Origin of the sequence: Sphingobacterium sp. UBA1897 (genome assembly GCF_002337775.1) — a bacterium.
GTDB lineage: Bacteria > Bacteroidota > Bacteroidia > Sphingobacteriales > Sphingobacteriaceae > Sphingobacterium > Sphingobacterium siyangense.
This window is the reverse complement of the sequence record NZ_DDGR01000018.1, coordinates 618,011-644,747: the sequence shown is the minus strand read 5'-3', so window position 1 is coordinate 644,747 and position 26,737 is coordinate 618,011. Positions and strand designations below refer to the sequence as shown.

Annotated in this window: 22 protein-coding genes; 8 read left to right on the top strand and 14 right to left on the bottom strand. The window is 38.9% G+C overall.

What is annotated here, in order from left to right; all coding sequences use genetic code 11:
• Positions 1-563: 563 nt before the first annotated feature.
• The 10 genes from B4N43_RS10805 to B4N43_RS10760 all read right to left on the bottom strand — a co-directional run bounded on the left by B4N43_RS10805 (position 564) and on the right by B4N43_RS10760 (position 13,645).
• A complete protein-coding gene (locus B4N43_RS10805) occupies positions 564-1,574 on the bottom strand; it encodes a hypothetical protein (RefSeq protein ID WP_286734609.1) in 1,011 nt (336 codons plus the stop codon).
• A 247-nt stretch (positions 1,575-1,821) separates the two neighbouring features.
• Positions 1,822-2,349 carry a hypothetical protein gene (locus B4N43_RS10800; protein ID WP_286734608.1) on the bottom strand — a complete coding sequence of 176 codons (528 nt, stop codon included), beginning with the start codon at positions 2,347-2,349 and terminating at the stop codon, positions 1,822-1,824.
• 108 nt (positions 2,350-2,457) lie between these two features.
• Positions 2,458-2,898 (bottom strand): PH domain-containing protein, encoded by a 441-nt coding sequence (locus B4N43_RS10795; protein ID WP_075994286.1) that lies wholly within the window; start codon positions 2,896-2,898, stop codon positions 2,458-2,460.
• An 18-nt stretch (positions 2,899-2,916) separates the two neighbouring features.
• Positions 2,917-3,579, bottom strand: a complete 663-nt coding sequence (locus B4N43_RS10790; protein WP_286734607.1) for a hypothetical protein — start codon at positions 3,577-3,579, stop codon at positions 2,917-2,919.
• A 258-nt stretch (positions 3,580-3,837) separates the two neighbouring features.
• Complete coding sequence (locus tag B4N43_RS10785) at positions 3,838-5,157, bottom strand: DUF4302 domain-containing protein (RefSeq protein WP_286734605.1); 1,320 nt, start codon at positions 5,155-5,157, stop codon at positions 3,838-3,840.
• A 1-nt stretch (position 5,158) separates the two neighbouring features.
• Entirely contained in the window at positions 5,159-6,544 is a 1,386-nt protein-coding gene (locus tag B4N43_RS10780) for a substrate import-associated zinc metallohydrolase lipoprotein (RefSeq protein WP_286734603.1), read from the bottom strand.
• Positions 6,545-6,547: 3 nt separating this feature from the next.
• The gene (locus B4N43_RS10775; protein ID WP_088163044.1) at positions 6,548-8,017 is read right to left on the bottom strand and encodes a RagB/SusD family nutrient uptake outer membrane protein; all 1,470 of its coding nucleotides are present in this window, start codon (positions 8,015-8,017) and stop codon (positions 6,548-6,550) included.
• An 11-nt stretch (positions 8,018-8,028) separates the two neighbouring features.
• Complete coding sequence (locus B4N43_RS10770; RefSeq protein ID WP_286734601.1) at positions 8,029-11,655, bottom strand: SusC/RagA family TonB-linked outer membrane protein; 3,627 nt, start codon at positions 11,653-11,655, stop codon at positions 8,029-8,031.
• Between the two features lie 258 nt (positions 11,656-11,913).
• Complete coding sequence (locus B4N43_RS10765) at positions 11,914-13,071, bottom strand: FecR family protein (RefSeq protein WP_286734599.1); 1,158 nt, start codon at positions 13,069-13,071, stop codon at positions 11,914-11,916.
• 46 nt (positions 13,072-13,117) lie between these two features.
• Complete coding sequence (locus B4N43_RS10760) at positions 13,118-13,645, bottom strand: RNA polymerase sigma factor (RefSeq protein ID WP_070569139.1); 528 nt, start codon at positions 13,643-13,645, stop codon at positions 13,118-13,120.
• 363 nt (positions 13,646-14,008) lie between these two features.
• Between B4N43_RS10760 and B4N43_RS10755 the strand changes: the two genes are divergently transcribed.
• The 7 genes from B4N43_RS10755 to mnhG are packed head-to-tail and all read left to right on the top strand — an operon-like array spanning position 14,009 to position 19,748.
• Entirely contained in the window at positions 14,009-16,318 is a 2,310-nt protein-coding gene (locus tag B4N43_RS10755) for a putative monovalent cation/H+ antiporter subunit A (protein ID WP_248932578.1), read from the top strand.
• A gap of 56 nt (positions 16,319-16,374) precedes the next feature.
• Positions 16,375-16,794 carry a Na+/H+ antiporter subunit B gene (locus B4N43_RS10750; protein WP_075994294.1) on the top strand — a complete coding sequence of 140 codons (420 nt, stop codon included), beginning with the start codon at positions 16,375-16,377 and terminating at the stop codon, positions 16,792-16,794.
• Positions 16,794-17,150: a Na+/H+ antiporter subunit C gene (locus B4N43_RS10745; protein WP_046671609.1), complete on the top strand. Its 357-nt coding sequence runs from the start codon at positions 16,794-16,796 to the stop codon at positions 17,148-17,150. The genes B4N43_RS10750 and B4N43_RS10745 overlap by 1 nt, the downstream gene beginning before the upstream one ends.
• Entirely contained in the window at positions 17,147-18,655 is a 1,509-nt protein-coding gene (locus B4N43_RS10740) for a proton-conducting transporter membrane subunit (RefSeq protein ID WP_075994295.1), read from the top strand. Before B4N43_RS10745 ends, B4N43_RS10740 begins: the two co-directional genes overlap by 4 nt.
• Position 18,656: 1 nt before the next feature.
• On the top strand, positions 18,657-19,133 hold the full coding sequence (locus tag B4N43_RS10735; RefSeq protein WP_046671611.1) for a Na+/H+ antiporter subunit E: 477 nt from the start codon (positions 18,657-18,659) through the stop codon (positions 19,131-19,133).
• The gene (locus tag B4N43_RS10730; RefSeq protein ID WP_046671612.1) at positions 19,130-19,405 is read left to right on the top strand and encodes a monovalent cation/H+ antiporter complex subunit F; all 276 of its coding nucleotides are present in this window, start codon (positions 19,130-19,132) and stop codon (positions 19,403-19,405) included. Before B4N43_RS10735 ends, B4N43_RS10730 begins: the two co-directional genes overlap by 4 nt.
• Complete coding sequence (mnhG, locus tag B4N43_RS10725; RefSeq protein ID WP_046671613.1) at positions 19,398-19,748, top strand: monovalent cation/H(+) antiporter subunit G; 351 nt, start codon at positions 19,398-19,400, stop codon at positions 19,746-19,748. Before B4N43_RS10730 ends, mnhG begins: the two co-directional genes overlap by 8 nt.
• 61 nt (positions 19,749-19,809) lie before the next feature.
• Here the strand turns inward: mnhG and B4N43_RS10720 are convergent, their stop codons facing one another.
• A complete protein-coding gene (locus tag B4N43_RS10720) occupies positions 19,810-20,901 on the bottom strand; it encodes a lactonase family protein (RefSeq protein WP_075994296.1) in 1,092 nt (363 codons plus the stop codon).
• A gap of 482 nt (positions 20,902-21,383) precedes the next feature.
• Between B4N43_RS10720 and B4N43_RS10715 the strand changes: the two genes are divergently transcribed.
• Positions 21,384-22,733, top strand: coding sequence for a peptidylprolyl isomerase (locus B4N43_RS10715; RefSeq protein ID WP_075994297.1), 1,350 nt, complete (start codon positions 21,384-21,386; stop codon positions 22,731-22,733).
• A gap of 77 nt (positions 22,734-22,810) precedes the next feature.
• Here the strand turns inward: B4N43_RS10715 and B4N43_RS10710 are convergent, their stop codons facing one another.
• The 3 genes from B4N43_RS10710 to der form a co-directional block, all read right to left on the bottom strand.
• Positions 22,811-23,695 (bottom strand): DUF4440 domain-containing protein, encoded by an 885-nt coding sequence (locus B4N43_RS10710; RefSeq protein ID WP_070569123.1) that lies wholly within the window; start codon positions 23,693-23,695, stop codon positions 22,811-22,813.
• Positions 23,696-23,815: 120 nt separating this feature from the next.
• On the bottom strand, positions 23,816-25,282 hold the full coding sequence (gene cysS / locus B4N43_RS10705) for a cysteine--tRNA ligase (protein WP_075994298.1): 1,467 nt from the start codon (positions 25,280-25,282) through the stop codon (positions 23,816-23,818).
• Between the two features lie 21 nt (positions 25,283-25,303).
• Positions 25,304-26,605 (bottom strand): ribosome biogenesis GTPase Der, encoded by a 1,302-nt coding sequence (gene der, locus B4N43_RS10700; protein ID WP_070569188.1) that lies wholly within the window; start codon positions 26,603-26,605, stop codon positions 25,304-25,306.
• Positions 26,606-26,737: the final 132 nt, after the last annotated feature.

The window sequence follows — 26,737 nt, the reverse complement described above, 5'->3', positions numbered from 1 at the left end:
CAAGGTGCAGACAGGGGGTCTGTACAGTGAAAGCACCTTTAAAAGGTGGACTCAACGTGGACTCACTGTGCACACAAGGTGGTTACAGTACGGAGTTGATCGTAAGTTGGTGTAGAGTTGGTGCCAAGAAAATACAATTATTTGCGAGTGGCTGTGTTGAACTTTGAGAATAATGTAATCACGATAGAGCTTGATATAGACGCCACGAACAAGGAATCGGGAATGGACGATTTCTCATCCAAGAAATAGTATACAGCAGCTGCTATTGAAAAGCAGACGATGAAGGACAATATTAAAACAAGTATAAATTTGGTTTTCATTAGTCAAGGCTTAATAGAGTACAATTTAATATACAAAAGACATTTAACATCCAAAGAGAAATTTATATAATTAATCCATTTCGATAACAAGAAATCTATTTGACAACTCTGGATTGATAACGTTTTCCACAATGTTATTAACAAGATGTGGAAAACTGCAAACACATCAAATTTTAAACGAAATATAAGACGATATACTAGATTCGACCAAAAGCTTTTTACGATGTAAATAAGAGATATATATTATTGTTTATTCAGCATTCGAATAAAGCTACCATTTGCATAGTCGAGTTTCTGCGTATAGTAATTTGTTTCAGGGCCTGCTACCAATGCACCTCCTATTGCACCTAGCAACACCGAAGCTACAACAACATTGGTTGCAGATGCAGTTTCCACAACGGGGCCCACAAAAATAAAATCATCATCTTCCTTGATTAAAGCATAAAACTGATCCTGACTTGAAATAAAAGGATTACCAGCATGCACTACTGCATAATAATCTTTCGGGTTTACCTTTTTCACTTTCCCTTTTTCATTCTCTTTAAAGAAGCCTAAGTTTAAATCCCCCTCTCTTAATTGGGCCCGCCCACCTGATGGTGTTTGAAGGGCAAATTCTTCGTAGGTCAGATATAACCCATCTTTATATGTTTCCGTGTTATAAAGTGCCAATTGTTTCTTTTGAATATCGTCGTAATGTTCAATTTCACTGAGACTATAGCTTTTTGTGGTATCGCCGTTTTTGGTTAATGCATCAAAGATCAGGTTATTGACAACCTCGCTGGCGCGTGCCAAAGTCGCTTTGGTTACATCCATCCCTTTAACGACGATAGCTGTATCAGCTCGGGCTAGCTGTAAATATTCTCCATTAGCCTTTTTTGAGAATAAGATTGCTCTAAAATCCAAAAATCCCTTTTCAGAAAAAGCTCCCGTCAATTCCGCTATGCAGAATTTTTCCAACCGCATCAGCAATTCACCATTGCCTTTACGACCGCTAATTTGTTCCAATTGGCTCTGCAACTGTTTTTCCAATGATGGCTCTGCCACCAACAACCGGTTTGCGTTCATTATACCGACCTGTATGACACCCAGATTATCTTTTATCTCTCTTGCGTCGTATAGGTTTATTTTGCCATACTTAGCGTTTTCGACGATCTTATGTGGTTTCGTAAATAGAAATGCTCTGGTCTTTTGTTGTGCATTCACTACAACAGCTTGTATAAGAATAGAAAATAGGAGGAAAATAATCCGTTTCATGGTAAATAAATTTCAGAAAATAGGTTATACTAAGTTATCATATTATTTGCTCTTCTGCAATGTCCATACTTCTTTATGGATCATACACTTTCTCTCCTATTCACCATCTATATGTTTTACAGCAAGTTCAAGTAGGGCATTCACAAAAGTATAACGATAAGTTAACTTATGCGGTAATGGTGCTAACTAAAAAGTCCGAACATTAAATTAAATTTATAAACTACATCCGCTATTCCTTGTTTTACTGTTATCGTCCAATACCCCAGGCTAACTGTACATAGAAATGTCCCAGCCTATCCTTTGGCACATTCGAAACTGCAGCATTCACTACTTTCCATTCATTTTGTGCAATAGACGATTTATACCCTATTCTACATTCCGGGCGAAAGCTAGTGCGTTCGGAATTGGATGTTTTCAACGTAACACTTAAATCGACAATAGCAGCATCATGCTCCATTTTAGTTTGGTTGGATTGCGTGGTCAAAAAGTCTCCAAATTCTCCATTCAGATTTTTCTTTTGAACGGTAAAAGTAGTAGACTGCGTACCGACTCCCAGCTGCGGGCTAAAGATCAATCTGCCTGTATGTATCGCATTGGTAGATACATAAACCGTAAAATCTCCTGTGTTCATCGTATTGTCGTTTTTACTGCTTGTCGACAGGCTAAAATTCACGCCAATGAGGGTTTGTTTGATCCTATATGCAAGTCCAGCTCCAGCATTCCAGCCAAACCCAGGTACCTTTCCGGAATCATAATCTTTCAAAATCCTATTCAAATTGCTTGCATTGTTAAATTGAACACCGGCAAAATAGATCGTCTCAAATGGCAGATGTTTAGTCCGAGTAATCAATTCGTATTGACGAAACTTTATTGAGGAAAAAGACTATTTCGCTTCGATAACATTGATATTGGGTGCAATTTGTTTTAATTTATCAATAAATTGGGTTGGATTTTCCGGATCAACGAATATATCATCAATTACATTATAATGCAGAATCATTCCCCTTCTATAGGGCCTTAAAACGGTGAACCTCATCGATCCAAACCAAAATACCTTATCAGCTTCAACTTTGCGAATGGAGTTGACATCAACAGAATCTGTTCCCCAGATACTTTTAATAAACAGTTTATTGTCTTCAATCCAATAACGTTTATAGAAGAAAGTGAAATACCAGGTTAATGCAAATACCGCAAACAACAAAAGTGCCCCAGTGTAAAGTCCTTGCTCCAAGTCACCATATGATACCATGGCAATAAATATAATCATCCCAGCCCCCCATATATAACTACCGAAGGGTATGTGGGTATTAAATACTTCTTTCATAATCAATAGTTTGCTAGGTCAGTTACTTTTATTCCAAACGGTAAAATTTTGCTTAACTGAAAGCGGAAACAAATTATAGATTTCACGATATTGTTCGAAATCTTCTTTCGTATTAACCTGAATATGATAGATATGAGGAATGACCTCGCTGTCTATATTATCTTTCATAAAATTTATTTCTTCACGTAACAGTGCTGTTTTAACATTTGGCAACCAATCTTTTACTAAGAGCGCGTTTAATCGCTCTGAACCCTCGAATAATTTAAGATCATTGTAATGCACTGCTACTTGCTGAAGACTGTCTTTTAGATGTCGGTTTTCGGCCTTATATTGATCCAATAATGCTAAGTACTCATTGTAGACCTTATTGTTTTTTCCATCGGATACGACCGCCATTTTTATTGATTCGCCTCTATTCTTCGCTAACAATAGTTCTTCTAGTTCTGCTTGTTGATAGGTACTGTCCAGTAACAGTTTATAATTATCAGATTCGTTGGCATCCAGCCAAAATGTGGTTGACATATAATATTTTGGTGTACCGAGTTCAGGTTGACGGGCAAATCGTTCGATCTCCTGTGGCTTCACCACATCCCTCTCCCAGGAAAAAACGATTTGATAGATTCCCTTCGGAAGCTGCTCAACATTTAATTCAAAATTCTGTTTAAACAATGTATCTGACAAAACTTTGGTCCCATTGTTTAAATTGTATAAATCTATGTGAAAGTGAGGTGATATTGGTACACTGCCATTGATCTTATTGGAGGTATGTATATTACATGCCGATAAGAAAAATATAATTATATACAGAAAGATATGCCAATTTATAGTCATAATATCAAGTTAAAAAGATCTTTTAATTTACAGACCATTAAAGCATAGCAAATGGTAATATCTATTTAAAAGCAGTGACTGCACTTTTCTGCAATCACTGCTTTCATCTTAATATAAATCAAAAGTCATCGTAATTGATGGGTTCTGTACTGATCTTAACATACCACAGATAACTCCGTTGGCAACGTAATATTCAAGTGTAAAACTATTTGTTTTTAAAAAGCTATCCATTTTATCCATAATTCCACCTACATATCCTCCTGATGCTCCTTGTTTTAGTTTAAAGGTAAAGGCTTTTGTAGTTTCGTTGAACGTATAATCATAGACAATTTTTGTTTCCCAACCACTTGTACCACCGTTTTGACTACAGAATCCAATCAAAGTTACAATCCCCTTATCTTTTTCCCAATTCAAATCCATGTAGCCATAATTAAAATAAAATCCTGCAGCTCCATTTCCCAGTCCATCATGAAAACGTTTTAAAATCGTCAAACCATCTGCAGAAGTTCCAGGAAGATAGCTTTTGTAATCACTTACCAATTCAGAATATTTCGTACCTATCACTTCATACAACTGCCTAAAGGGAGCATTACTTTTGTTGACTGAATATTTTTTTCCATTTTTATCAACTGCTATTAAGCTACTACCTTCCCAAACGAGCTCTTTCAAAATTACGCCCTTATAAGGAAGACCTTGAACAAATTCAATTCCATTCAGAGTAAAAGCAAAAACAGCAGCATCCAAAGTGGAAAAGCTACCATCAGAGTTTCTGGCTTCCAAAGTGGTCGATTTACCTTTGTAATCAAATCCAAATTCGAATTGTGTATCACCGATGCTAAGCTTCGAAAAGGGATTATTCGCAAAATAGTTTTTAAATTTATTTACGGCTTCTTCATACCCCCCGCCCATATAAGATTCTTGTTCTATCTTAGTTGCTTTTACTAACTTTAGCGGTTTTTGAAATTTTCGACCTTCAAAAAACAAAGTATCACCATGAGTTTTTACGTAGTCAAACTCTACATCACTCCCCATACCCTTTCCAGCTTGTCCGCCGAATGTACTAGGGGTCGGATCTTGCAACATTGTCAAGTAAGTATATGTATCAAAAGATAAGGTGGCAGCCATAATTTGACGAATACGGTAAGTCGATTCTTTAGGTACCGATGCGGTGTTATCGTTCAAATCTGCAACCATTTTTAAACGATCATTGTTCCCAAATTCCATATAAAACCCATATCCACCAGAATACTCTGTCGTCAAACTTGCTTTCCATCCATAGGGTGCTTCCACTAATGTTTTTCTTACATAGGAAAGTGTATCCGAAATACGGGAGTCAGGATCAGCCCCCAATTCCAGCTCGACTTCTTTTGGTTTTGTACAACTCATCGCTAGTAATACAAAACATATAAAATAAAATATTTTTTTCATACTAATATTTTCTTGGAGTTATTTGACCCAGCATAATCGCTTTTGAATCTTTGCTATCCTTAAAATTTATAAATTTTAGATATTCCTGTGGTGTAACGTCTTTCAATGGAGTATACCAGTCCAAGTTAAAACTTGTATTTCCTAAATAATTAATTAAAGGCTGTACATCGCTAGCAATCCAACTTATTTTTGCATATTCGTACGCATTCTCATCAAATGGATTTTCCTCGCCCTGCTCTTCCGATAGTTCAAAAACAAAGGTATCATTGGCACTTTTAGTGATTGAAAAATCATACGCTGCAGCCCATGTATTTGAATTATCCCCAAAGGTGATATATAATGTGGCTTTATTGGATGACATCAATCTGAACTGCAATGACTTTGTAGTATAACCTCCCAAGCCATCGAGGATCGGATTTAACACTTCTTTTTGCTTAGCAGAAACTGGTTTACTGATCGACCAGCTATTACGAATATCCCAATCCAACCAACCTACTTGGTTTCTCGCGATTAAAGTCGGAAATTTAAATGCTGTACTTTTATACTGTTCCTCCATTACTCGCTGAAATTCCATTTGCAACTGCGTCACATCAATATTAAAATACTTGATCATATAATCCCTAACAATAGTCTCTTTCTTCCCGAATTTGGGATAGGCAGTCTCTCCAGATTCATAGGCATAACTATCATAGAACAACTGTCCCTGCACGATTAAATGGGAAAGCGTTTCCGCAAAGTCTTCACCTACAGATTTTCGAGAATATGGAGAGATAAAACCCAATGCCCTTGCTGTTTCTTCATCATTTTCTTGCGCAGTCCAATTGGAGTAATAATCTCCAACACATACTTTTTCAAAATCAACTGGTATAAATCGTGTTTGATTTAATATATGGGTAAATTCATGATGGATCACTTGTAAATTTCCAACTACTGAATTAGGATTATTCTCATTCAGGCCATTTAATCCATAGAGTGTTATCCGGCGTCCACCATCAGCTGTTCCTCCTTTCACAGAACCATCTGGATCATAGTCTCCGGAGCCAAACAATGCGAATTGCTTGGGTGTATAGGTTTTAATAAAAGTTGCGCCACCAATTTTATTGTATACCTCCAAAAATCCCTTTTTCACAATATCCATTTGTGGAATCACTTTCGATTCATCTGCAGGAGATATATTTTTGTTTATATCATGCATATTACGCTGATAGCGGTATACGACTTCGATATTATAGGGATCTGTCAGATTTTTAGTAATCCATTCATCAATCGCCCCCGGAACAAATGTATCGTAGTTCTGAAGTGTGTAATTTAGTTTATCTTCTTTATTACAGGCAAAGATTAATCCGATCAGACTAACTCCTGTAAATATTTTAACAATTGTTTTCATGATTTATCTTGGGTTTAGTTCGACACCTGCTAACTTCGCTTCTTGTGGAATTTGAAAGACTCTCCTCGGATCTTCAGGTTTAAGTTCTAGAATGGTTTCACGCTCATCATTGCCAATCATATTGTGCCTAACAGTTAATCCTTTACGTATAATATCAAACCAACGGAGACCCATCGACATAAAGCCAATTTGCTTAAACTGTAATGTTGTTTCAATCAAGGCTTCTTTATCATCAGCCACACCAAAAAAATCCTTGGATTTTGCAACTGTTACAGCATAGGTATTGGGATTATAATTATTAATCCTATTGCTGGCAAATAAATTAAGATCCGCCAAGGCACTATTGGTATTCCCCAATTCGGCATAAGCTTCTGCTCGATTCAATAATACCTCATCTGTAATCAATACGGGTACCATTAACATTGGATAGCCTGTATTTGCGGTTGGATTTGTCACGTACCAAAACTCTTTCCACAGATAGGTGGTGTAATGTGGAGATCCATAACTTACCCCAAAGTTATAAAGCTTAGCTCCAGCAGCCGTCATACCATTATAAATATTTTGAAACACATTTATCCCCATCGCATAACGATTGTTCCACCATCTTTGGTAACCGCTATAAGTTTCATTAATCAATAAGTTATAGGGCTGTTCGGCTTTGGCAAATTCTGTACGAACGGACTCAAACCCCAATGTCTTGAACGTGGAATTATAAGGAATTAATTTACCCGTAAAATTACCACCGAAAATCTTATTGGCATTATCCACTACCTTTTGCCATTCTCCTGTAAACAAGTAAAAACGTGTAGCAAAAGCATGAGCCGCTTCAGGTGTAAAGTGATATTTAGGGACATCCCAAAGTCCTTTTCCTTTGTCTAATAACGCTAATCCTTCTTCCAGATCCTGACGAATATTATCATAAGTCGATTTAACGGTTCCTCGATCATATTTTTTTATAAGTACCGTTTCAGGTTCTTTCACATAAGGTACACCTGGGGAATCATTACTAGCTCCCGATTTTGGGTCATATACTTTTGCAAAATAGTTGGCAAGCATAAAATGACAATAAGCACGAGCAACAAGTGCTTCGCCCTTATAAGGCAAAACATCAGCGCCAAAATCATTCTTCTCAATAGCATCCAGTGCATGATTAGCTGCTGCAATTGCCTCATAACATGAATTCCAATAAGCGGTTGGAGAATCCGTATCATCGCCGATAATATCTTTCCACTCATAAAGAGCAGGAACCGGTTGATACAAATCGCCAACACCTTTGTCTTCGACATTGTCCGAATACGTTTCAGCCATAGCCAAAGAATTTCGCCCAGGATAGGCTGACGCAACCAATCGTTTGACTTTATCTACAGTATTGATCTGAGCACGCATATCAGGCTCCTGATCAAGATATTTGCTACATCCGCTGAACAAAAAAGCAGAGGATAAAAGAATATATTTGATAGTATTTAATTTCATGATTTATATTTTTAGAATCCCAACTTCACAGATAACGTAATTTGTTTTGGCACAGGAAGAGCAACTCCACCATTACTATAAAACTCCGGATCGACTCCGTTTAACTTCTTATCTGAGTATAATAACCATAAATTATTCCCTACAAGATTAAACTGTGCTGTTCTGAATTTAATGCGTGAGACGAGTTCCTTAGGTACATTGTATCCAATAGAAATTTGTGACAAACGAATATAGTCGCCTTTCGCCACACGCTCGGATGAATAGTTGTAAGCATTGTACGTATAGTTTGCCGCATTTCTTTCTTCCAAAGCATTCTTAACATCGAATTCTGCCGACAAAGGATCCAAAGTCGAGGGAATCACCGTTAGATACTCATCACCACGATATAAAAACCTATTGATCAAATCCTTCGAGACATTATACATATCCAAATAAGATGAGGAATAACTAGGTTGCAGACGAACCTTATTACCAAAAGCAAATTTCATTAAAAAGGACAAACTGAAATTTTTATACTCTAATCGGTTATAATATCCACCCGCTATTGTAGGGTCTACAGGGCCTTCATATTTTAAGAAATCAGTTTCATTGTCCTGCAGCCAAAAATACGTAGCACCTGGTGTCCCGTCAGTACCGATAAACATAGGATACCCACCTCTAGCGTTAAGCTTATCAAAATCGATAGAATATAATCCACGATGCGGATTTCCTAATTTGGCTCCGCCTTCAGCAGAAACTAAATTCCAGATGTTACGTGTCACATCAAGTTTTGTAATTTCTGTTTTATTAAAGCCTAGGGTAAACTGGGTCCGCCAAGTAAAACCTTGCGGATCTTTAAAAGGATATCCGCCTAGTTGAATGTCAACACCATGCCCCTTCATATCCGCATAGTTACCCAGTTTTTCGAACTGACCTCCAATACCCGATGTTCGAATAGGCCCAATCAAATCGAAAATGTTTCTTCTATAATAATCAAAGTTCAAATCAATTCGACGATTTAAAAAGCTTAGGTCAGTACCAATATTCAATTCGTACATCTTTTCCCAAGTCAATTCTGAATTTTCTAAACCGTCAATATTAATTTTACCTTCTTTCTCCGATTCGTAAGGTCGATATGCCACCGCATTATAAAATACAGCAGAGGAGTTTGACGCATTTCCCATATTTGCCACAAGACCATAAGTTGCTCTTAAGCGTGCTGAAGAGAGAATTTTATTTTCACGGTTGAAAAAATTTTCCTGGTCAATGTCCCATGCGCCTGATAAATTCCAGGTAGGCAACCAGCGAGCTACATTAGAATGCCCCATTTTGTTTGAGCCATCATATCGTGTCGTAAAGTTGAATGAATACTTATCCTTATAATTATAAGCACCTCGAAGTGCATAGGCCAATTTTCGATCATAATTATAAGCCATTGAAAAAGGAACGTTACCACTTTCAATCGCATACTTGTAATAGCGATAGGTAGGCATTACTAAATTTCCATTGCCATATTCTATTCCTGGACCATTAAAATCATGATTTTGTTTGTCCGCATACTGAAGCTCGTAGGTTCCAAATAAATTTAATGTATGATCATTCCATTTTTGATTGTATTCTAAATTGTGGCGCATATAATAACTGATCATATTATTATTGGCTACATTAAAGAATCCTCCATTGGGTAATATCACATATTTATCGGTATTGGGGAAATCTGGATCCGCGTACAAAAACCTATTTCCCGCATTTACTGTTTGATCCTGGTTTGCTCGATATGCTTTGGAAAGATTCGCATTTTCTGTGATCATATGCTGTCTTTCGGAATTGTAATAACGATACATTCCATTCGCAGAATAGGTCAGAGAAGGTAAAATTTTATACGTTATACCTGCTTGAACTTTAATATCCATCAATTTTAACTTGATATAATTATTATCGAGTTCATTGAGGATATTGAATGGTGCGTAATCTCTATTAAAATACTCCAGTTTTCCATTCTCATCGTAAGCGGTGATAATACGACTCGTATTTAGCGAATAAGAGTATGGGTTAATATCAAAATCTCGAGAATAGCTACCATACACAGCATCCGAAACTCTATTTAATGTTCCTGGAGTACGCTGATCCCTAATATTACTTTGGAAGATAAATTCGGTACTCAATTTATCATTGATTTTGTAATTATTACGGACATTCGCGGTAAATCGCTTTGCCGAATTTCCGAGTGTAAAACCAGAATCATTCATAAAACTAGTAGATGCATAGGTCTGGCTTTTAGCCGTCCCTGTAGACATACTTAATGAATGATCGTGAACAAGGGACTGCTTAAAAAGTAAGTCAAACCAATCTGTATTTGCATTGGTATAGCGCTGCAAAAATTGATACCGAGAGGGAGCATCATTGCGTAAAGCATACGAATCAGTAGAAGGATCATAATCGTACATCAGATTATACATCTTGTTAAAGACACCTCCAGTTGGAGAGCGAGAAACCTGTGAATGATTTAAATAGCCTTTGTTTTCCATATCAATGATCAATTGCATCTGCTCTGCTGAGTTCATGATATCAAATTGGTTGTAATTAGGCTTGATATAGGTGGTGAAGTTTCCTGAATAATTAAAATTGACAACACCATCTGTATTGCGTCCCCTTTTCGTATTTACGACCACAACACCGTTCATTGCAGCAGCACCATACATGGCTGTGGCAGCAGCATCTTTCAATACAGTGATCGACTCAATATCATCTGGATTTAAACCTGCTACAGAAGAACCTAATAGCGTATTTGCATCCCCTGTTGACAATGCCTCATTGGAGATATTGACCGCCTCATCCAGGATGACACCGTCAATTACCCAAAGTGGTTTGTTATCTCCCGTAAGTGAGGTTGCACCACGAACCCGAATTTTGGGTGCCGCTCCAAATGTACCAGACACGTTCTGAACGGATACACCAGCCGCTTGTCCCTCCAACATACGAGAAATATCCGGAACCCCCGCACGTTCAGCCTCTTTCGCATCAATCTTCGATGACGCGCCTGTGAATAATTTACGATCCAAATTTTGATAACCGGTGGCAACTACATTGACTTCATCCAATTTTTGATCATTAGCTGTAAGTACAACATTTATAGTTGACTTACCAGCCATGGAAATTTCCCGGGTTCCAAACCCGACATACCGAACGACCAAGACTGCAGATGAAGAGGCATTAATCCTAAAGTGCCCTGAATCATCTGTTTGCGTCGAAATAGAAGTTCCCTTTACGGTTACAGTAGCGCCACTTAATCCCTTTCCATTTTTATCAGTGACGGTACCTGAAACGGATTGCTGTATAGCCAATGGGACTGTCATACTGATATTCTTTGCATTACTGTTGACCGAAATGGTATTGGCAATAATTTTGTATTCAATATTATTGCTTTTTAAGACAGCATTCAATGCTTCCTCAACGGACGCATCCTTAACGTTCACAGAAATCCGTGCTTTAGTATTCAGATTTTCACTATATAAAACACGTAGATGGGACTGCTTGGAGATGGCAGACAATGCTTCTTCAATACGGGCATTTTTCATATTCAACGTGACCTTTTGCGCCGTGCTCTTAGCATGCACGCCTGTCACAAATGCGAATAGAAGACATGTACTAATTTTCATAATACGTAATGGTTTGCAAAACCGTGGGTCTTGAGGGATCAAGCTCCACCTTTTGCTAAGTGGTAAGTTATTCATACATTTACACTTTGTGGTTAATTTGGGATTTTAGTTTTCATTTCTAGATTTAGGCCCTGATGATCACATCTTTTTTCCGGACAGGGATGCTGCAACATTCCTGTTCTCTTTTTTTAGGCCACTGCTGTTGATGTATTATTTTATCATAGGCATACTATTTATTTCTGTATATCTTTTTAATCTTTAACTTTTGGTCGCGATAATCAATTTATTGCCTTCTACTTCAAATCTTAGGTTACTGACATAGGATAACATCTCCAATACTTGGGATAGTTTTACATCACGCTCGATACTTCCGGTATACTCTTTGTCCAGCTGCACATCACCTCGGAAGGTAACATCTAGATCATACCAACGTGATAATTGATGTGCTATATTCGTTATCGTTTCCTTCTTGAAATAAAACTCATTATTGTGCCATGCAAGATCATGTGCCAGATCTGCCTTTCCCTTAACTAAGTTATCCCTAAAAGAAGAAGCATATTCACCAGGAAATAATTCCACTCGTTGATCATGTTGACGCACCTCTACTCTTCCCTCCGCTAATGTTGTACGAACATAATCCGAATAAGAATTAATATTAAAATGCGTTCCGAGCACTTTAATTTCATTACCTTTCGATTCCACAATAAAAGGTTGATCTGACTTGGGGGCAACCTCGAAATAGGCTTCTCCGTCCAAAAAGACTCTACGTTCTTTCGGTGAAAACTGCGCAGGAAATTTCAATTGAGATAGCGCATTCACCCAAACTTTTGTGCCATCTGCCAAAGTCATCTTATAGAAACTTGCTTTTGGAACAATCAAAGAGTTATATTGCAATGGGATCGTTTGATCTATTTGCCTAACGATCAGCTCATTGCTATTCCCGATCAGATTATTGTTTTTAGTCAAGGTTTTAGTGGAATCACTATTCAAAGAGAGCCTGGAGCCATCAGCCAAGACTAATACTGCACCACTTGTTGCAGGAGCAATATCTTGCTTTTTTGAAACTATTACACTTTTATCAACCGAAAAGAATGAGGCAAAATCACCTTTCCATAATAGAAAACCACCTAACAAGAATACAATAGATGCTGCAATGCTTAAAGACCATTTCCGGAAAGATCTCGCACTGTTGGATTCTTTATTTTTCAACCGCTCCCATGCCTGATTTACATCCAACTGCCGAATAACGGCCAAATCTTCTGCTATATTTTCCGCTTTTCGGAAGGACTCTAAAAGCTGCTTATTTTGTGAACTGGCGTTGAGCCATTCATCAAGCTGCACTTGTTCCTCTGCTGTCAATTGACCACAAAGGAATTTCTGTATTAAATCAGTGATATGTCTTGTGTTTTCTTTCATCAATTACCATAAAGAAACTTAAGACGAAGAAAAGGGTGACAAGAATTTAAATATTTTTTAACAAAAATATAATAAGGGGTATAAACTCGGGATTCAAACGTTTGAGTAACATTTTCATGCCGCGTTGCTTTTGTGTTTTTACAGTATTGATACTAATTTGCAGCTCCCGTGTAATTTCAAGATTGGATAAACCTTCAAGATAACCAAGCCGAAAAACTTGTTGACAGGCGAAAGGCATTTCCTCAATAATTTTATATATTTCCTGAATGACCTCACTGTGAATCATATTCAATTCAAGCGCAGTATTATCTTCTTCGGTAAAACCTACAACATTCCAATATTTTTGACGGACCTTTTCATGACGGATATGATTATAACAAGCGAAACGCACAGAACTATAGAGATAGTTCTTTATTGCAATCTCATTATCACTGACATGATCAGTATTTTTGAAATAAGCAATAAAAGAGTCTTGTACCAGATCTTCTGCTAGAGAAAGGTCACCAACAATCTTCCAAGCAAAATGGCAAAGTCCATTATAGTGTGTCTTAAACAATACTTCTTCTTTCTGCATAGTTAGATCTCTTCCACACTCTGATTCTATTATTTTTAGAGATGAGATTATTTAGGGTAAAAAACACATCCAATTGAGGATGTTTAATAATTGTATCGTAAAAATGCTCTTTTTTTTTGTCAATCCCAAATAATAATTCTAAACCCGAATTTATTCGTCTCTAGATTGCTAAACTAGTTTAGTTTTTTTCCGAAAAACAAAACAAAATTCCTGCTTTTATCATTTATAGAGAGAGAAAACTGTCAAAAACTAGCATTTTTTCGCTTTTTTTTACTATATTGTAAACTTTCAAAAAACCTTCATCGCCATATAAGCGTTGGCAACGATGAAATGTAGAAGGTTAAAAATTAAAACAAAGACTACATGCTATTTACTGTTCTTTCAGGACTAATAACATCGAGCCTTATTGTTCCATTTGGTCGATTCCTAAAAACCAAATGGGGTTTTATTCTCGCATTCTTACCGGTACTTCTATTTCTATACTTTGCTCAATATATTGTACCTATTGGTCAAGGCTCCTATTTCGTCCAATCAACATCGTGGGTGCCCTCCTTAGGCATCAATCTGGATTTTAAATTAGATGGACTGTCACTACTTTTCGCCTTATTGATTACTGGGATCGGATCCTGTATATTCTTTTACGCGAATGCCTATCTCAAAGGTCATCGATATATCGATCGATTCTTTGGCTACCTCTGCCTTTTTATGTCGGCTATGCTGGGGCTTGTCCTGTCGGACAACATGTTACTATTGTTTATCTTTTGGGAACTGACCTCGATCAGCTCATTTTTTCTCATTGGATTTAACAATGACAAAAATGATTCACGCAAAAGCGCACTGACTGCACTATCCATTACCGGGTTGGGTGGTTTTTTTCTACTGGCAGGTTTTATTTTGCTGGGTAATATTGCTGGCACTTACCATATTACAGCTCTCATCGGCAAAGTATCGATCATTCAGCAACATCCACTCTTTCCCCTGGTCTTTGGCCTCGTAGCACTTGGAGCGATTACGAAATCAGCACAATTCCCTTTTCATTTTTGGTTACCCGGTGCCATGAAGGCGCCAACACCTGTGTCGGCCTACTTACATTCGGCAACCATGGTAAAGGCCGGAATCTACCTTTTGGCCCGTTTTTCACCGATACTTGGGGGCAACCCGATCTGGATGTATTCCCTCATGGCCATTGGTGGCCTCACGATGCTTTATGCCGCCTTCCATTCGCTTTTCAGAACAGACCTCAAGGGAGTACTCGCTTATTCAACCATATCCGCCCTCGGTATTTTGGTTTTCTTATTGGGGCTCGGCACCAAGGATGCCATTATTGCTGCAAGTGTCTTTATACTCGTACATGCCCTATATAAAGCCGCATTATTCTTGATTACGGGGATTATAGACCATGAAACCGGAACGCGGGATCTTACAGTCTTGCGGGGGCTACGCAAGGTATTAATGCCTGTCGCTATCGCAGGTTTCCTAGCGGCACTTTCCAGTGCAGGTATTCCACTTACATTTGGATTTATTGGAAAGGATCTGATTTACGAGGCAACACTACATGCCACACCCGATTTATTTCTCTATTTGACCTTCGCTGCAGTAGTAACAAATATACTCTTGGTCTCTGCTGGATTTATGGCCGGCATCAAACCTTTTATGGGTAAGCTACCCGAGCAATTTAATACAATCCACCTGCCCTATAAAGCCATGTGGATCCCACCTCTACTTTTAGCTATATTAGGCGTTGTCTTTGGGTGCATCCCAGGACTTGTCGGGGAATGGATTGCCGGACCTACCGCAACAAGTATACTCGCAAGCCGCGAAACATTTCACCTGAAAATCTGGCATGGCTTTAATTTAATCCTGCTATTAAGCGCTATTACAATTGCCGCTGGCACGTTACTTTATTTCATAAACAGGCCCAGCGAGAAAAAATTGGCTTGGATTGCAAATTTCAATAAGATTTCTCCTGAATATATCATCCAATTATGTGCGCAGGAAATTGTTTTGTTCTCTACTTTCTTCACCAACAAAATGCACAATGGCTATTTGCGTTCGTATCTGTTGAAAATTATCTTATTTGCCGAATTATTGATCGCCTACCAGTTATATTTGGGCGGACCACTCCATATCAAATGGGAAACCTTATCTCCAGTGAGTTTCTACGAAGTCACCACAGTCTGCATTTTGATCGGCGCCATTGTACTCACCATCCGCACCTCATCCCGTTTAACAGCCGTAGTAGCCACCAGTGTTGTAGGCTATGCCATATGTCTTATTTTCGTGTTTTACAGTGCCCCAGATCTAGCGATGACGCAATTCACCATTGATACACTCACGGTGGTACTCTTCGTATTGGTACTCTTTAAGCTCCCTTCTTTTCTGAATTTGGCCAACCGACGCACCATCATTCGCGACGCCGTGGTCGCTATCGTTTTTGGAATTCTGCTATCCATGGTCGCACTCCGTGTCCTCCATGAACCAACGACAACCAATATCAGTGATTTCTATGGCGATTATGCTTATGTGCTTGCTAAAGGAAAAAATGTCGTCAATGTAATACTTGTGGATTTCAGAGGTTTTGACACCATGTTTGAAATTGTAGTATTGAGTATTGCTGCATTAGGGGTATATAGCTTATTAAAATTACGTTTAAAATCCTCTGATAAAGAATAATGATTGATAAAGGTTATGCACAAATGAGCTGATAACTCCTTGCTAAATAGTAACAAATGAACAGTACAATATTACAGACCGCTACGCGGTATTTATTACCGATACTCTTACTTTTCTCGGTGTTCCTTCTACTCAGGGGGCATTATTACCCCGGCGGAGGTTTCGTTGGCGGCTTGGTTGCTTCGATTGCCTTTGTGCTGCATAGTTTTGCCTTTGGCCCTCAAAATACCATGAAACTGATTCAGTACAAACCCTTGTCACTTATTCCCATCGGATTGGGGATTTCGGCCATAAGCATGTTCTTACCTGCATTTTTTGGCTACCCCGTCATGACCGGGCTTTGGCTGGAAGAGAAAATCCCCGTTATCGGGATGATAGGAACCGCCTTATTTTTTGACCTTGGTGTATACTTTGTTGTCATAGGTGTCGTCCTGACGATTTTATTTACAATTGCTTTAACTACTGAAGAAGAATAATGGAACTGATACTCGTGTTATTGATCGGCATCCTTTATGCTGCCGGAATATACCTCATCTTGCGTCGAAGCATGGTGAAATTGTTGTTGGGGATTATGTTACTGGGCAATGGTACCAATATATTGATCTTCTTATTGGGAAACATTATTAAAGGTAAACCACCTATCATTGGACCCGATCTGAAGGTATTCACAGATATTTATGCGGACCCGATTCCGCAAGCACTTATTTTAACGGCCATCGTGATCAGCTTTGGCCTAACCTCCTTTGCCATCGTTTTACTCAAGCGTGTATATGCATTGCTGGGTACAGATGATCTGGATGATTTGAACACGCCTGAGGAAGAAGATATATGATAGACAACCACATTATTGCCACGATTATCGTGCATTTATTTATTGCTATTGTCCAACTGATGTTGTGGCGCAAATCCACTGCACAACGTTTTCTGAGCGTTGGCGGAAGCTTGCTCGCACTTATTCTTGCCTTTAAACTATTCTTCAAGGTTTATGATGATGGTATTTTGACCATGAATGCAGCCAATTGGAAAGCTCCTTTTGGAATTGTCTTTGTTGCCGATCTATTCAGCAGTACCCTTGTTCTCCTGACTTCAATCGCAGGCCTGGCGGTCTCCATCTTTTCCTGTGTCGGTGTAGGACGCCAGCGTATTCTTTATGGTTATTTCCCGATCTTTCACTTTTTGATGATGGGGCTCAATGGGGCTTTTCTAACCGGTGACATCTTCAATCTGTATGTATGGTTTGAAGTTATTATTATTTCCTCTTTTGTGCTGATGACTTTGGGGGGCAGAAAATCCCAATTGGAAGGTGCCGTAAAATATATGGCCATGAATATCCTGGCTTCCACATTTTTCTTAACAGGAATAGGTATACTTTATGGCATTTCAGGCTCGTTAAACATGGCCGACCTGGCCCTCCGTATTCCTAAAATACAAAATCAGGCTTTAGTAGAAATTACAGCAACATTTTTCCTGATCGGTTTTGGGATTAAATCCGCTGTATTTCCACTCTATTTCTGGTTACCGTCCTCTTACCATACACCACCTTCGGCCGTAGCAGCGACATTTGGAGGCTTATTGACCAAGGTTGGGATTTACGCCTTGTTCCGGGTATTTTCCTTACTATTTATTCCCAATCATTTTACCAAGGAACTCCTTATCGTACTAGCCATATTGACAATTCTGACGGGCGCTTTTGGTGCATTGATCAAAACCAATATCCGGAGGTTGTTTTCCTATTTGATCGTTTGTCATATTGGTTTTATGATTGGCGGATTGGGCCTGTATAGCAAATGGGCTTTATTGGGGGCAGTATTCTATCTGATCCATGATATCATGGTCAAAACGAATTTATTCCTCATAGCCGGTGTTATACGGCAACTCCGCGGCACCATGGATATGACTAAACTGGGTGGACTTTATGCCCAATACCCAAAGATTTCATTACTTTTTGCCATTGTTCTTTTTTCACTGGTGGGCATCCCGCCTCTCTCGGGATTCTGGCCTAAAATCTATCTATTCAAAGATGCCTTCCACTTAGAGAAGTATGCTTTCGCGGGAGCCCTGATTATTGGCAGCTTTATCACCTTGTTTGTCATCGCCAAAATGTGGGCGCAGGTATTCTGGAAAGATGCACCTGATCCGGAAATCATTGAGGACAAATTTGCGGGTATGATCGGCTATAAAAGAACAATGCTCATACTCCCTGTTGTTATTTTGGCATCTGCATCCCTGTATATCGGACTCAACGCCGAAGCGATTATCCATGTCGCGGATCAGATCGCTACACAATTATTGGACACATCACCTTACATAAACGCTGTATTAGGAGGGCAGAAATGATATGATAAAACAGTTTTTAATGAACCTCATGCTATCCTTCATCTGGGTCGCTTTGACGGGATCGATGTATTACACCAACTTCCTTTTCGGCTTTATGTTGGGATTTGGTATCCTCTGGCTTATGAACAGGAATGAGGTGGACCAACGCTACTTTTATCGGGTCCCCAAAACATTGAGTTTTATTCTTTTTTTCCTGTGGGAAATGATTGTTGCCAATGTGCAGGTTGCCTACGACGTGATAACCCCCAAGTTTTTTATCAAACCTGCGATTGTCAAGTATCCCATGGATGCAAAAACCGATTTGGAAATTAACCTGCTTTCAACCTTTATCTCATTGACACCCGGCACACTCATCCTCGACGTAAGTGAAGATAAAAAAACGCTCTTTATTCACGTCATGTACATGAAAAGCAAGGAACAGTTTGTTTCTACCCTTAAAAATAATGTTGAACGAAGACTTTTAGAACTCTTAAGATGACTTTAAATAGCTATTTTGATTATGTGATCCTTCCGATCTTGACTATCTCAGTCATACTGGCTTTTATTCGTCTGTATAAAGGACCCCAGATATTTGATCGTGTTATTGCCCTAGATCTCATTATCACCATCGGAATTGGCATTATTACCGTTTATAGTATACGAACTTCGCAGGAAGTGTTTTTAGACATTGCCATGATCTTGGCGCTTATCGCATTTCTTGGTACGATCGCATTTTCATTTTATTTAGAAAAACAAAGCAAAGATGATTGATATTACTTTAGCCATTCTCAGTACCATCGGGGCCTTGGCCATACTATTTGCGTCTATTGGCATCTTGCGGATGCCCGATTTTTATTTGCGTCTTTCGGTTACGGTAAAGGCGGCAACGCTGGGTGTGGGACTTTTACTTATCTGTGCGGCAATGACCTTCCCGGATGTATCCGTAACGACCAAGGCTATAGCTATTGGATTTTTTCTGATCCTAACGGCTCCGGTTGCAGCACACATGATTGGAAGGGCTGCCTATATACAGCGGGTAAAAACATGGAAGGGAACCACCTTAAATGACCTTGAAAAGGAAGGTAAATTAGATTGTAGAAAAGAAGATTTTTAAGAAAAAACGCATACGGTTTTTCCTAAAAATCTTCTTTTCTTATTCGAACTTCTTTTCTGGATTAGAAGATAATGCAAACTGGTGCTGGTACAGCAATTTCTTTTCCAGTATCTGTCAACAAACCCGTTTTAGCATCCCGGCTAAACAAAACAATGTTGTTGGTATATTGATTGGCGACCAAAAGATATTTCCCATCCGGAGAAAGGTTGAAATTACGCGGACCTTTACCTTTTACTGAAAGATTCGCTATTTTCTTCAATTCTCCATCCTTTTCTACCGAAAAAGTAGCTATCGTATTGGCATCGCCACGGTTGGTCGCATACAGGAATTTTCCATCAGCAGAGATCTTCATGTCAGCACCGCCGTTACTTCCTTTAAAGCCTTCGGGGTTAATATCAAAAGTACTTTGATACATCCATGCATCTCCATCTTTCTTATACGATGCAATTTGACCGGTCATTTCCAATACGACATACAGGAATTTCTCTTTCTTATCAAACACGATATGACGTGGTCCCCCCCCTGCCGGTGTAAAGATATCTTCTGATTCATCTGCAAGACTATAGGCATTTCCCGTTTTATTCACCGGATAAATAGAAATCTCATCCAAACCAAGATCCTGGACGTACAACTTATCCCCTTTATTGGAGAAAAAAGTAGAATGTACGTGTGGCTTTTCTTGGCGTACGGGATCCACCCCCTTGCCCTCATGTTGTATTAATCGTGCTCTTTTGCTCAAAACACCATTACTTTCTAAATCAAACAGCGCTGCAGAGCCGCCTGTATAATTTGCTACAGCGAGCAAGCTACCCTTAGGATGTACTTCAACAAAACAAGGCGACTCCCCTCCGGAAGGAAGTGAGTTTAGAAAAGTTAAATGACCGTCCTTAAAAGAATAGGCAGAAACAGTCCCCTCTTGATTTGGAACCTCATTAACGGCATAAATAAAGTTATTATTTCGCGCTAAAAAGGATGGATCTTTACTTTCTTGCGTGCTCGACAAGGTTGTTTCACCAGTTTTAACATCAAAATTATAAATATAGATGCCCTTGCTCGCGGTTTTGCTCGTATAAGTGCCCACAAACATGGGAATCTGTTGCGCAAAACTAGCAAGAGGTAAAATTGTCATCAAATAAATAAATGCTTTTTTCATTGAAATTATTTTATAGATGTAGCTACTCATTTGTTGAATGAGACCATTACATCAAGTTTGTTGCTAAATTATACGGGAACCCAATTAAATTCCCCCATTCATTCCTCGGTCTGAGGATCTAAAACCCCTCCATTTTACAGGCGTAAATATCGTCAATAGACTTGTTAAATTTGGTTAAAACCGTCCTTTCTAATAGGCAAATGCGTATTTTAGCACATCAATTTTAACAATTCTAAAATCGCCCATTTAAAATATTGGGAATACAAAAATATTGTTAAATAAAAGTACGAATAATTCATATAATCTGATAATTTTGTGCTGTTGTTCAAAAAAGTATATATTGAACACAATTACTACGTATACCGCCGAAGGCAGCGTGCATGCTTGTGACAAAAAAATAAATGATGAACAAATAACCGAGTGAAACGAATTCATTTATACAAATGAAGATCACTCATAAATATCATAAATAATTTATACGGATGAAAAAAAACATTTATATATTGTTTTTATTGCTGTTTGCATCAATTCAGGCCAGTCTTGCGCAACGTCAAGTTATTGATCGCGTTGTAGCAACGGTTGGATCGGGCATTATCTTACAGTCCGACGTGGATATGCAATATTCTCAATGGTTAGCGCAAGGGAATAAACCTAATGAAAATTTTAAATGCGGCGTACTTGAGCAGTTAATCATTCAGAAGCTGCTTTCCCAACAGGCAGTAATTGACTCTATAGATGTAACGGAAACCGAAGTTGACGATAACCTTAACTCCCGCCTACGTCATATGTCACAACAGGCAGGAGGGCAAGAACGTCTTGAAAAATTCCTCAACCGCTCTTTATTGCAATACAAAGAAGAAATGCGTTCAAGTGTTTTTGAGCAATTGAAAGCTAACAAAATGCAGCAAAACATTGTTCAAAAAGTAGACGTAACACCATTGGAAGTAAAGCGTTATTTTGAAGGCTTGAATAAAGACAGTCTGCCTTACTTCAATACCGAGGTAGAAATCGGTGAGATTGTGATGATGCCCAAATTGACAGATGCAGAAAAAAAAGAGCAGCGAGATAAGATTGAAGGTATCCGCAAGCAGATTGTAGATGGCTCAGACTTTGGTACAATGGCTCGTATATACTCGCAAGATCCCGGATCTGCCCCTTATGGTGGTGATTTAGGTTTCGGCACACGTGACAACTACGTAAAGGAATTCTCCGCGATGGCTTTTAAATTAAAACCGGGAGAAATTTCTCCAATTGTAGAATCCAAATTTGGCTTTCATATTATTCAGGTACTCGAACGACGGGGCGAAGAGGTGCATACACGCCATATCCTGATGAAGATCAATCCTGGTACTGCTGCATTGGAAAGAACCAAAAATAAATTGGACAGTATCTATAAACTGGTTGTTGACAAAAAAATGGATTTCTATCACGCTGCTACAAATTATTCGGATGCAGAAGAAAGCAAATTCAATGGGGGTATGATCCTAAATCAAGAAGGCTCAAGCCGCACAACCGTAATTCCTATGGATGGCTTGGAAAAATCAGTATTTACAGCAATCGATCCCCTAAAACCAGGAGAATACTCCAAACCAGAGCAATTTACAGACAAAATGGGCGATGTTGGCTACCGTTTCAATTACTTGAAAACACGTATTCCGCCGCACAAAGCAAATTTGGACGAGGATTTCACCAAAATCAAAGAGGCTGCCAGACAAGATAAAATCAATCGCAATCTAAGTAAATGGTTCGATGATAAATCGAAAACAACATTTATCAATATCAGTGACGAGTTTGGTTCATGCGATGAATTGAAAAAATGGAAAAAACAATAAGTGTACAACACTTATCCTATAAAAAAGGGCTTGAATAGTATATATTCAAGCCCTTTTTTTATTTGGCAATCGTCATGCTATTTCTCAAACATCATCTCGATCAGAATATTCCAATTCGCTTTCTTCACATCATCCTTCGCCAATTCACTCAGTTGCCAGATACGAATATAATTATACTTCACCACCTTATCCTTTTGTCGCACCGTTGCAGTTCCTTTTGTATAGGCAAAATCGCCACTATACGAACGTTTTACTTCTTCGGGCACTGTTTCTATCGTCATCCGTTGTTTTTTGAGGTAAGCCATCATTGTGGCCTTTCCCTCCATCGGACTGGTCCAAGGGAACAAAAAGCGGACATCCTCGCTTAAAAACTCCTTATATGCGGTTGGGTTATCGGCCTTCAGAACTGTTGACATCAATTTGTCTGTTTCCAGGACAATATCTTCACGCTGATTTAATCGCACTTTAGAGCGATGCTTCAGATACCACGAATCGGTAGGTTCGATATATTCAAGATCAAATTCCCCATCCTTCCCGTTGTTTTCAACTTCGGCCCGAATATCGACCAGCCACTTACCCTTTTTGTTGCGTTTCCAGACAGTCAAGTATTCTCCATGACGCAATCTTGCACCTACTTTCTGAAAGTCCATAGACCCCGAAGTCACACCAAACTCCTGACTTTTAGCAATCAACGCAAACGTAGGTTGCCAATTTAAGACATCGGGAATATTTGGTCTATTATTAAGATAGTTATAAGCATTTACTGCCGATGGGACATAAAACGTAGATTCCTTATCAATGATCGAAAGAAACGCTTGATGCGGTGTAGAGGCTTTAGCCAGTGCAGCAGCATCCTTATCGGCCTGCAATAGGCTTCCAACTTTCTCAGGTATCTGCGCATAAAGTGTTGTACCAGCAACACTCATGAATGCGACGACGGATAGCCTATTCCAAAAATTCATATGCAAATTGATCTTTCTTTTAAAGGTTACATGGAATATCCATTGGTTTCCACGATAATGTGTTTTCCCAATAGGAATATTCCATTTTATTCCTCTTTTATAAATTCGATTTCTTATCTATCAAATCTTATTCCAAAGTGTTCCTTCTTTGCTATCTTTCAATTGAATTCCAATAGAATTAAGCTCATCACGAATACGGTCAGAGGTGACGAAGTCTTTATTTGCTTTGGCTTCATTACGTAGTTTAATGACCAGATTCATGACGTCATCGATATCATCGGATGCTGAAGTCTGATCGTTTCTAAGCCCTAGGATATCCTCAACAAATTCTTTCATGAATACTTGAAGACCTTCCAATCCCTCAGCTGTTACTTTCGCTTTACCATCATAAATCGAGTTGATGATACGTACTATTTCAAACAATTCGGCAATGAGTACAGGACTATTAAAATCGTCATCCATAGCTGCGTAACACTTGCGGCGGATTTCAGCTAAATTGAATGAATCAGCACCTTTCGACACCTTCAATTTGTCTAAAAGACTGATCGCAGTCATGAGTCTTTTATACCCTTTGTCGGCCGCATCCAAAGCCTCATTGGAGAAATCCAGCGTACTTCTATAATGTGCCTGCAACATAAAGAATCGTACGGCCATCGGCGAATAACCTCTATTCAATAAGGGATGATTTCCAGTAAATAGTTCGCCCGGTAAAAATCCATTTCCGGCAGATTTGGACATACGCGCACCATTTACAGTCAACATATTCGTGTGCATCCAATATTTGGCAGGGCTCGTATGGTTACATGCTTCTGATTGTGCAATTTCATTGGTATGATGTGTAGCTGCCAAATCCATTCCACCGCCATGAATATCAAACTGATCACCTAAGTACTTTCTGCTCATGGCCGAACATTCAATATGCCAACCTGGGAAGCCAACACTCCAAGGTGCAGGCCAACGCATAATCGTTTCAGGTTTTGCTTTGATCCATAAGGCAAAATCCAAACGTCCCTTTTTCTCATCCTGACCGCTCAATTCACGGGTATTATTGAGCATATCCTCCAATTTACGATTGGTCAATATCGTATAATCGTATGTTTCAACGTATTTTTCAACATCAAAATAGACTGTACCGTTGCGCTCATAGGCATAGCCATTCTCCATAATCTGTTCGATCATTTCAATCTGCTCGGAAATATGTCCTGTCGCAGTAGGCTCAATACTGGGCGGCAACGTATTGAAAAGACGCAATACGTCATGAAAACCTATCGTATACTTTTGAACAATTTCCATCGGCTCCAATTGTTCCAATTTTGCTTTTTTTGCAAATTTATCATCCCCTTCATCACGATCGCCTTCCAAGTGCCCCGCATCGGTAATATTGCGCACATAACGCACTTTATAACCAAGGTGACGCAAGTATCTAAAAATCAAATCAAAAGACACAAACGTCCGACAGTTCCCCAAATGCACATCACTGTACACTGTGGGCCCACATACATACATACCAACAAGATTGGGATGAATAGGTTCGAATTTTTCTTTTGTTCGCGAAAGCGTATTGTATAAATAGAGATTATGGTCCATGTTTAATCGCTGCTTGGAAATCTATTTTTGTCTGAAATATATTTGAATTGGCACACCTGTAAAGTCAAAGTTCTCACGCAATTTGTTTTCAATAAAACGTTTGTACGGATCTTTGATGTATTGTGGCAGATTACAGAAGAATGCAAACATCGGTGTCCGTCCTGGCAACTGTGTTGCATATTTAATTTTGATATATTTACCCTTTAAGGATGGCGGTGGATAATTCTCGATAATATCCAACATCACTTCATTCAATTTGGAAGTAGGGATCTTTTTGGTTTTGTTGGCATATACCTTGTCGGCAACTTCCAACACCTTAAGAACACGTTGTTTTTCAGTTACGGAAGTAAAGATAATAGGCACATCTGTAAATGGTGCTATTTTCTCTTTGATGCGATCTTCAAAAGCCTTCATTGTTTTGTTGTCCTTTTCGATCAAATCCCACTTATTGACAACAATTACGATACCTTTACGGTTCTTCTCTGCCAGGTTGAAAATATTAACATCCTGCGCTTCTAATCCATCCTGTGCATCCAACATTAAAATCGTCACATCAGAATCTTCCAAGGCTTTGATGGTACGCATCACCGAATAAAACTCAATATCTTCATTTACTTTGGACTTACGACGAAGACCTGCAGTATCGATCAATAAAAAGTTATGTCCATATTGATTGTAATGTATACGGATTGAATCACGTGTTGTCCCTGCCATTGGCGTTACAATGTTGCGATCTTTACCGATCAAAGCATTTGTCAAAGAAGATTTACCTACATTCGGGCGGCCTACGATGGTATATTTAGGTAAGGATTCTTCTTCTTCCTCCTCCACTTCGAAATGAGAAACCACAGCATCCAACAGTTCACCTGTACCCGATCCTGTCGCTGACGAGATATTGAAGACCTCTCCTAAACCAAAGGCATAAAACTCTGCCGATTCATGATGCAATTTCGCGTGATCGACTTTATTGGCCACTACATACACAGGTTTGGAGCTTCTTCTCAGAATATCAGCGATTTCGTCATCCAAGTCGGTAATACCAGTTGTGACATCCACCATGAATATAACGACTGAAGCTTCTTCAATAGCGATATAAACCTGATCGCGAATAGCCTCTTCAAAGACATCATCCGAACCATGTACAAAACCACCTGTATCAATTACTGTAAATTTCTTTCCGATCCACTCGGCTGTTTCATAATGACGGTCGCGCGTCACCCCGCTAAAGTCATCAACAATCGCTTTTCTACTTTCTGTAAGACGATTGAATAAGGTAGATTTACCAACATTTGGACGACCAACAATTGCAACAATATTTGCCATATTTATTTTATTTGATCCACCCACTATCACAGCAGGCGGCACTTTTATGCTAAAAATATACTTAAGGGAACAAAGATACGGATTCGAAAGGGATTATCGCGACACAAAAACAAAAATGGCTTTACCGTGAAG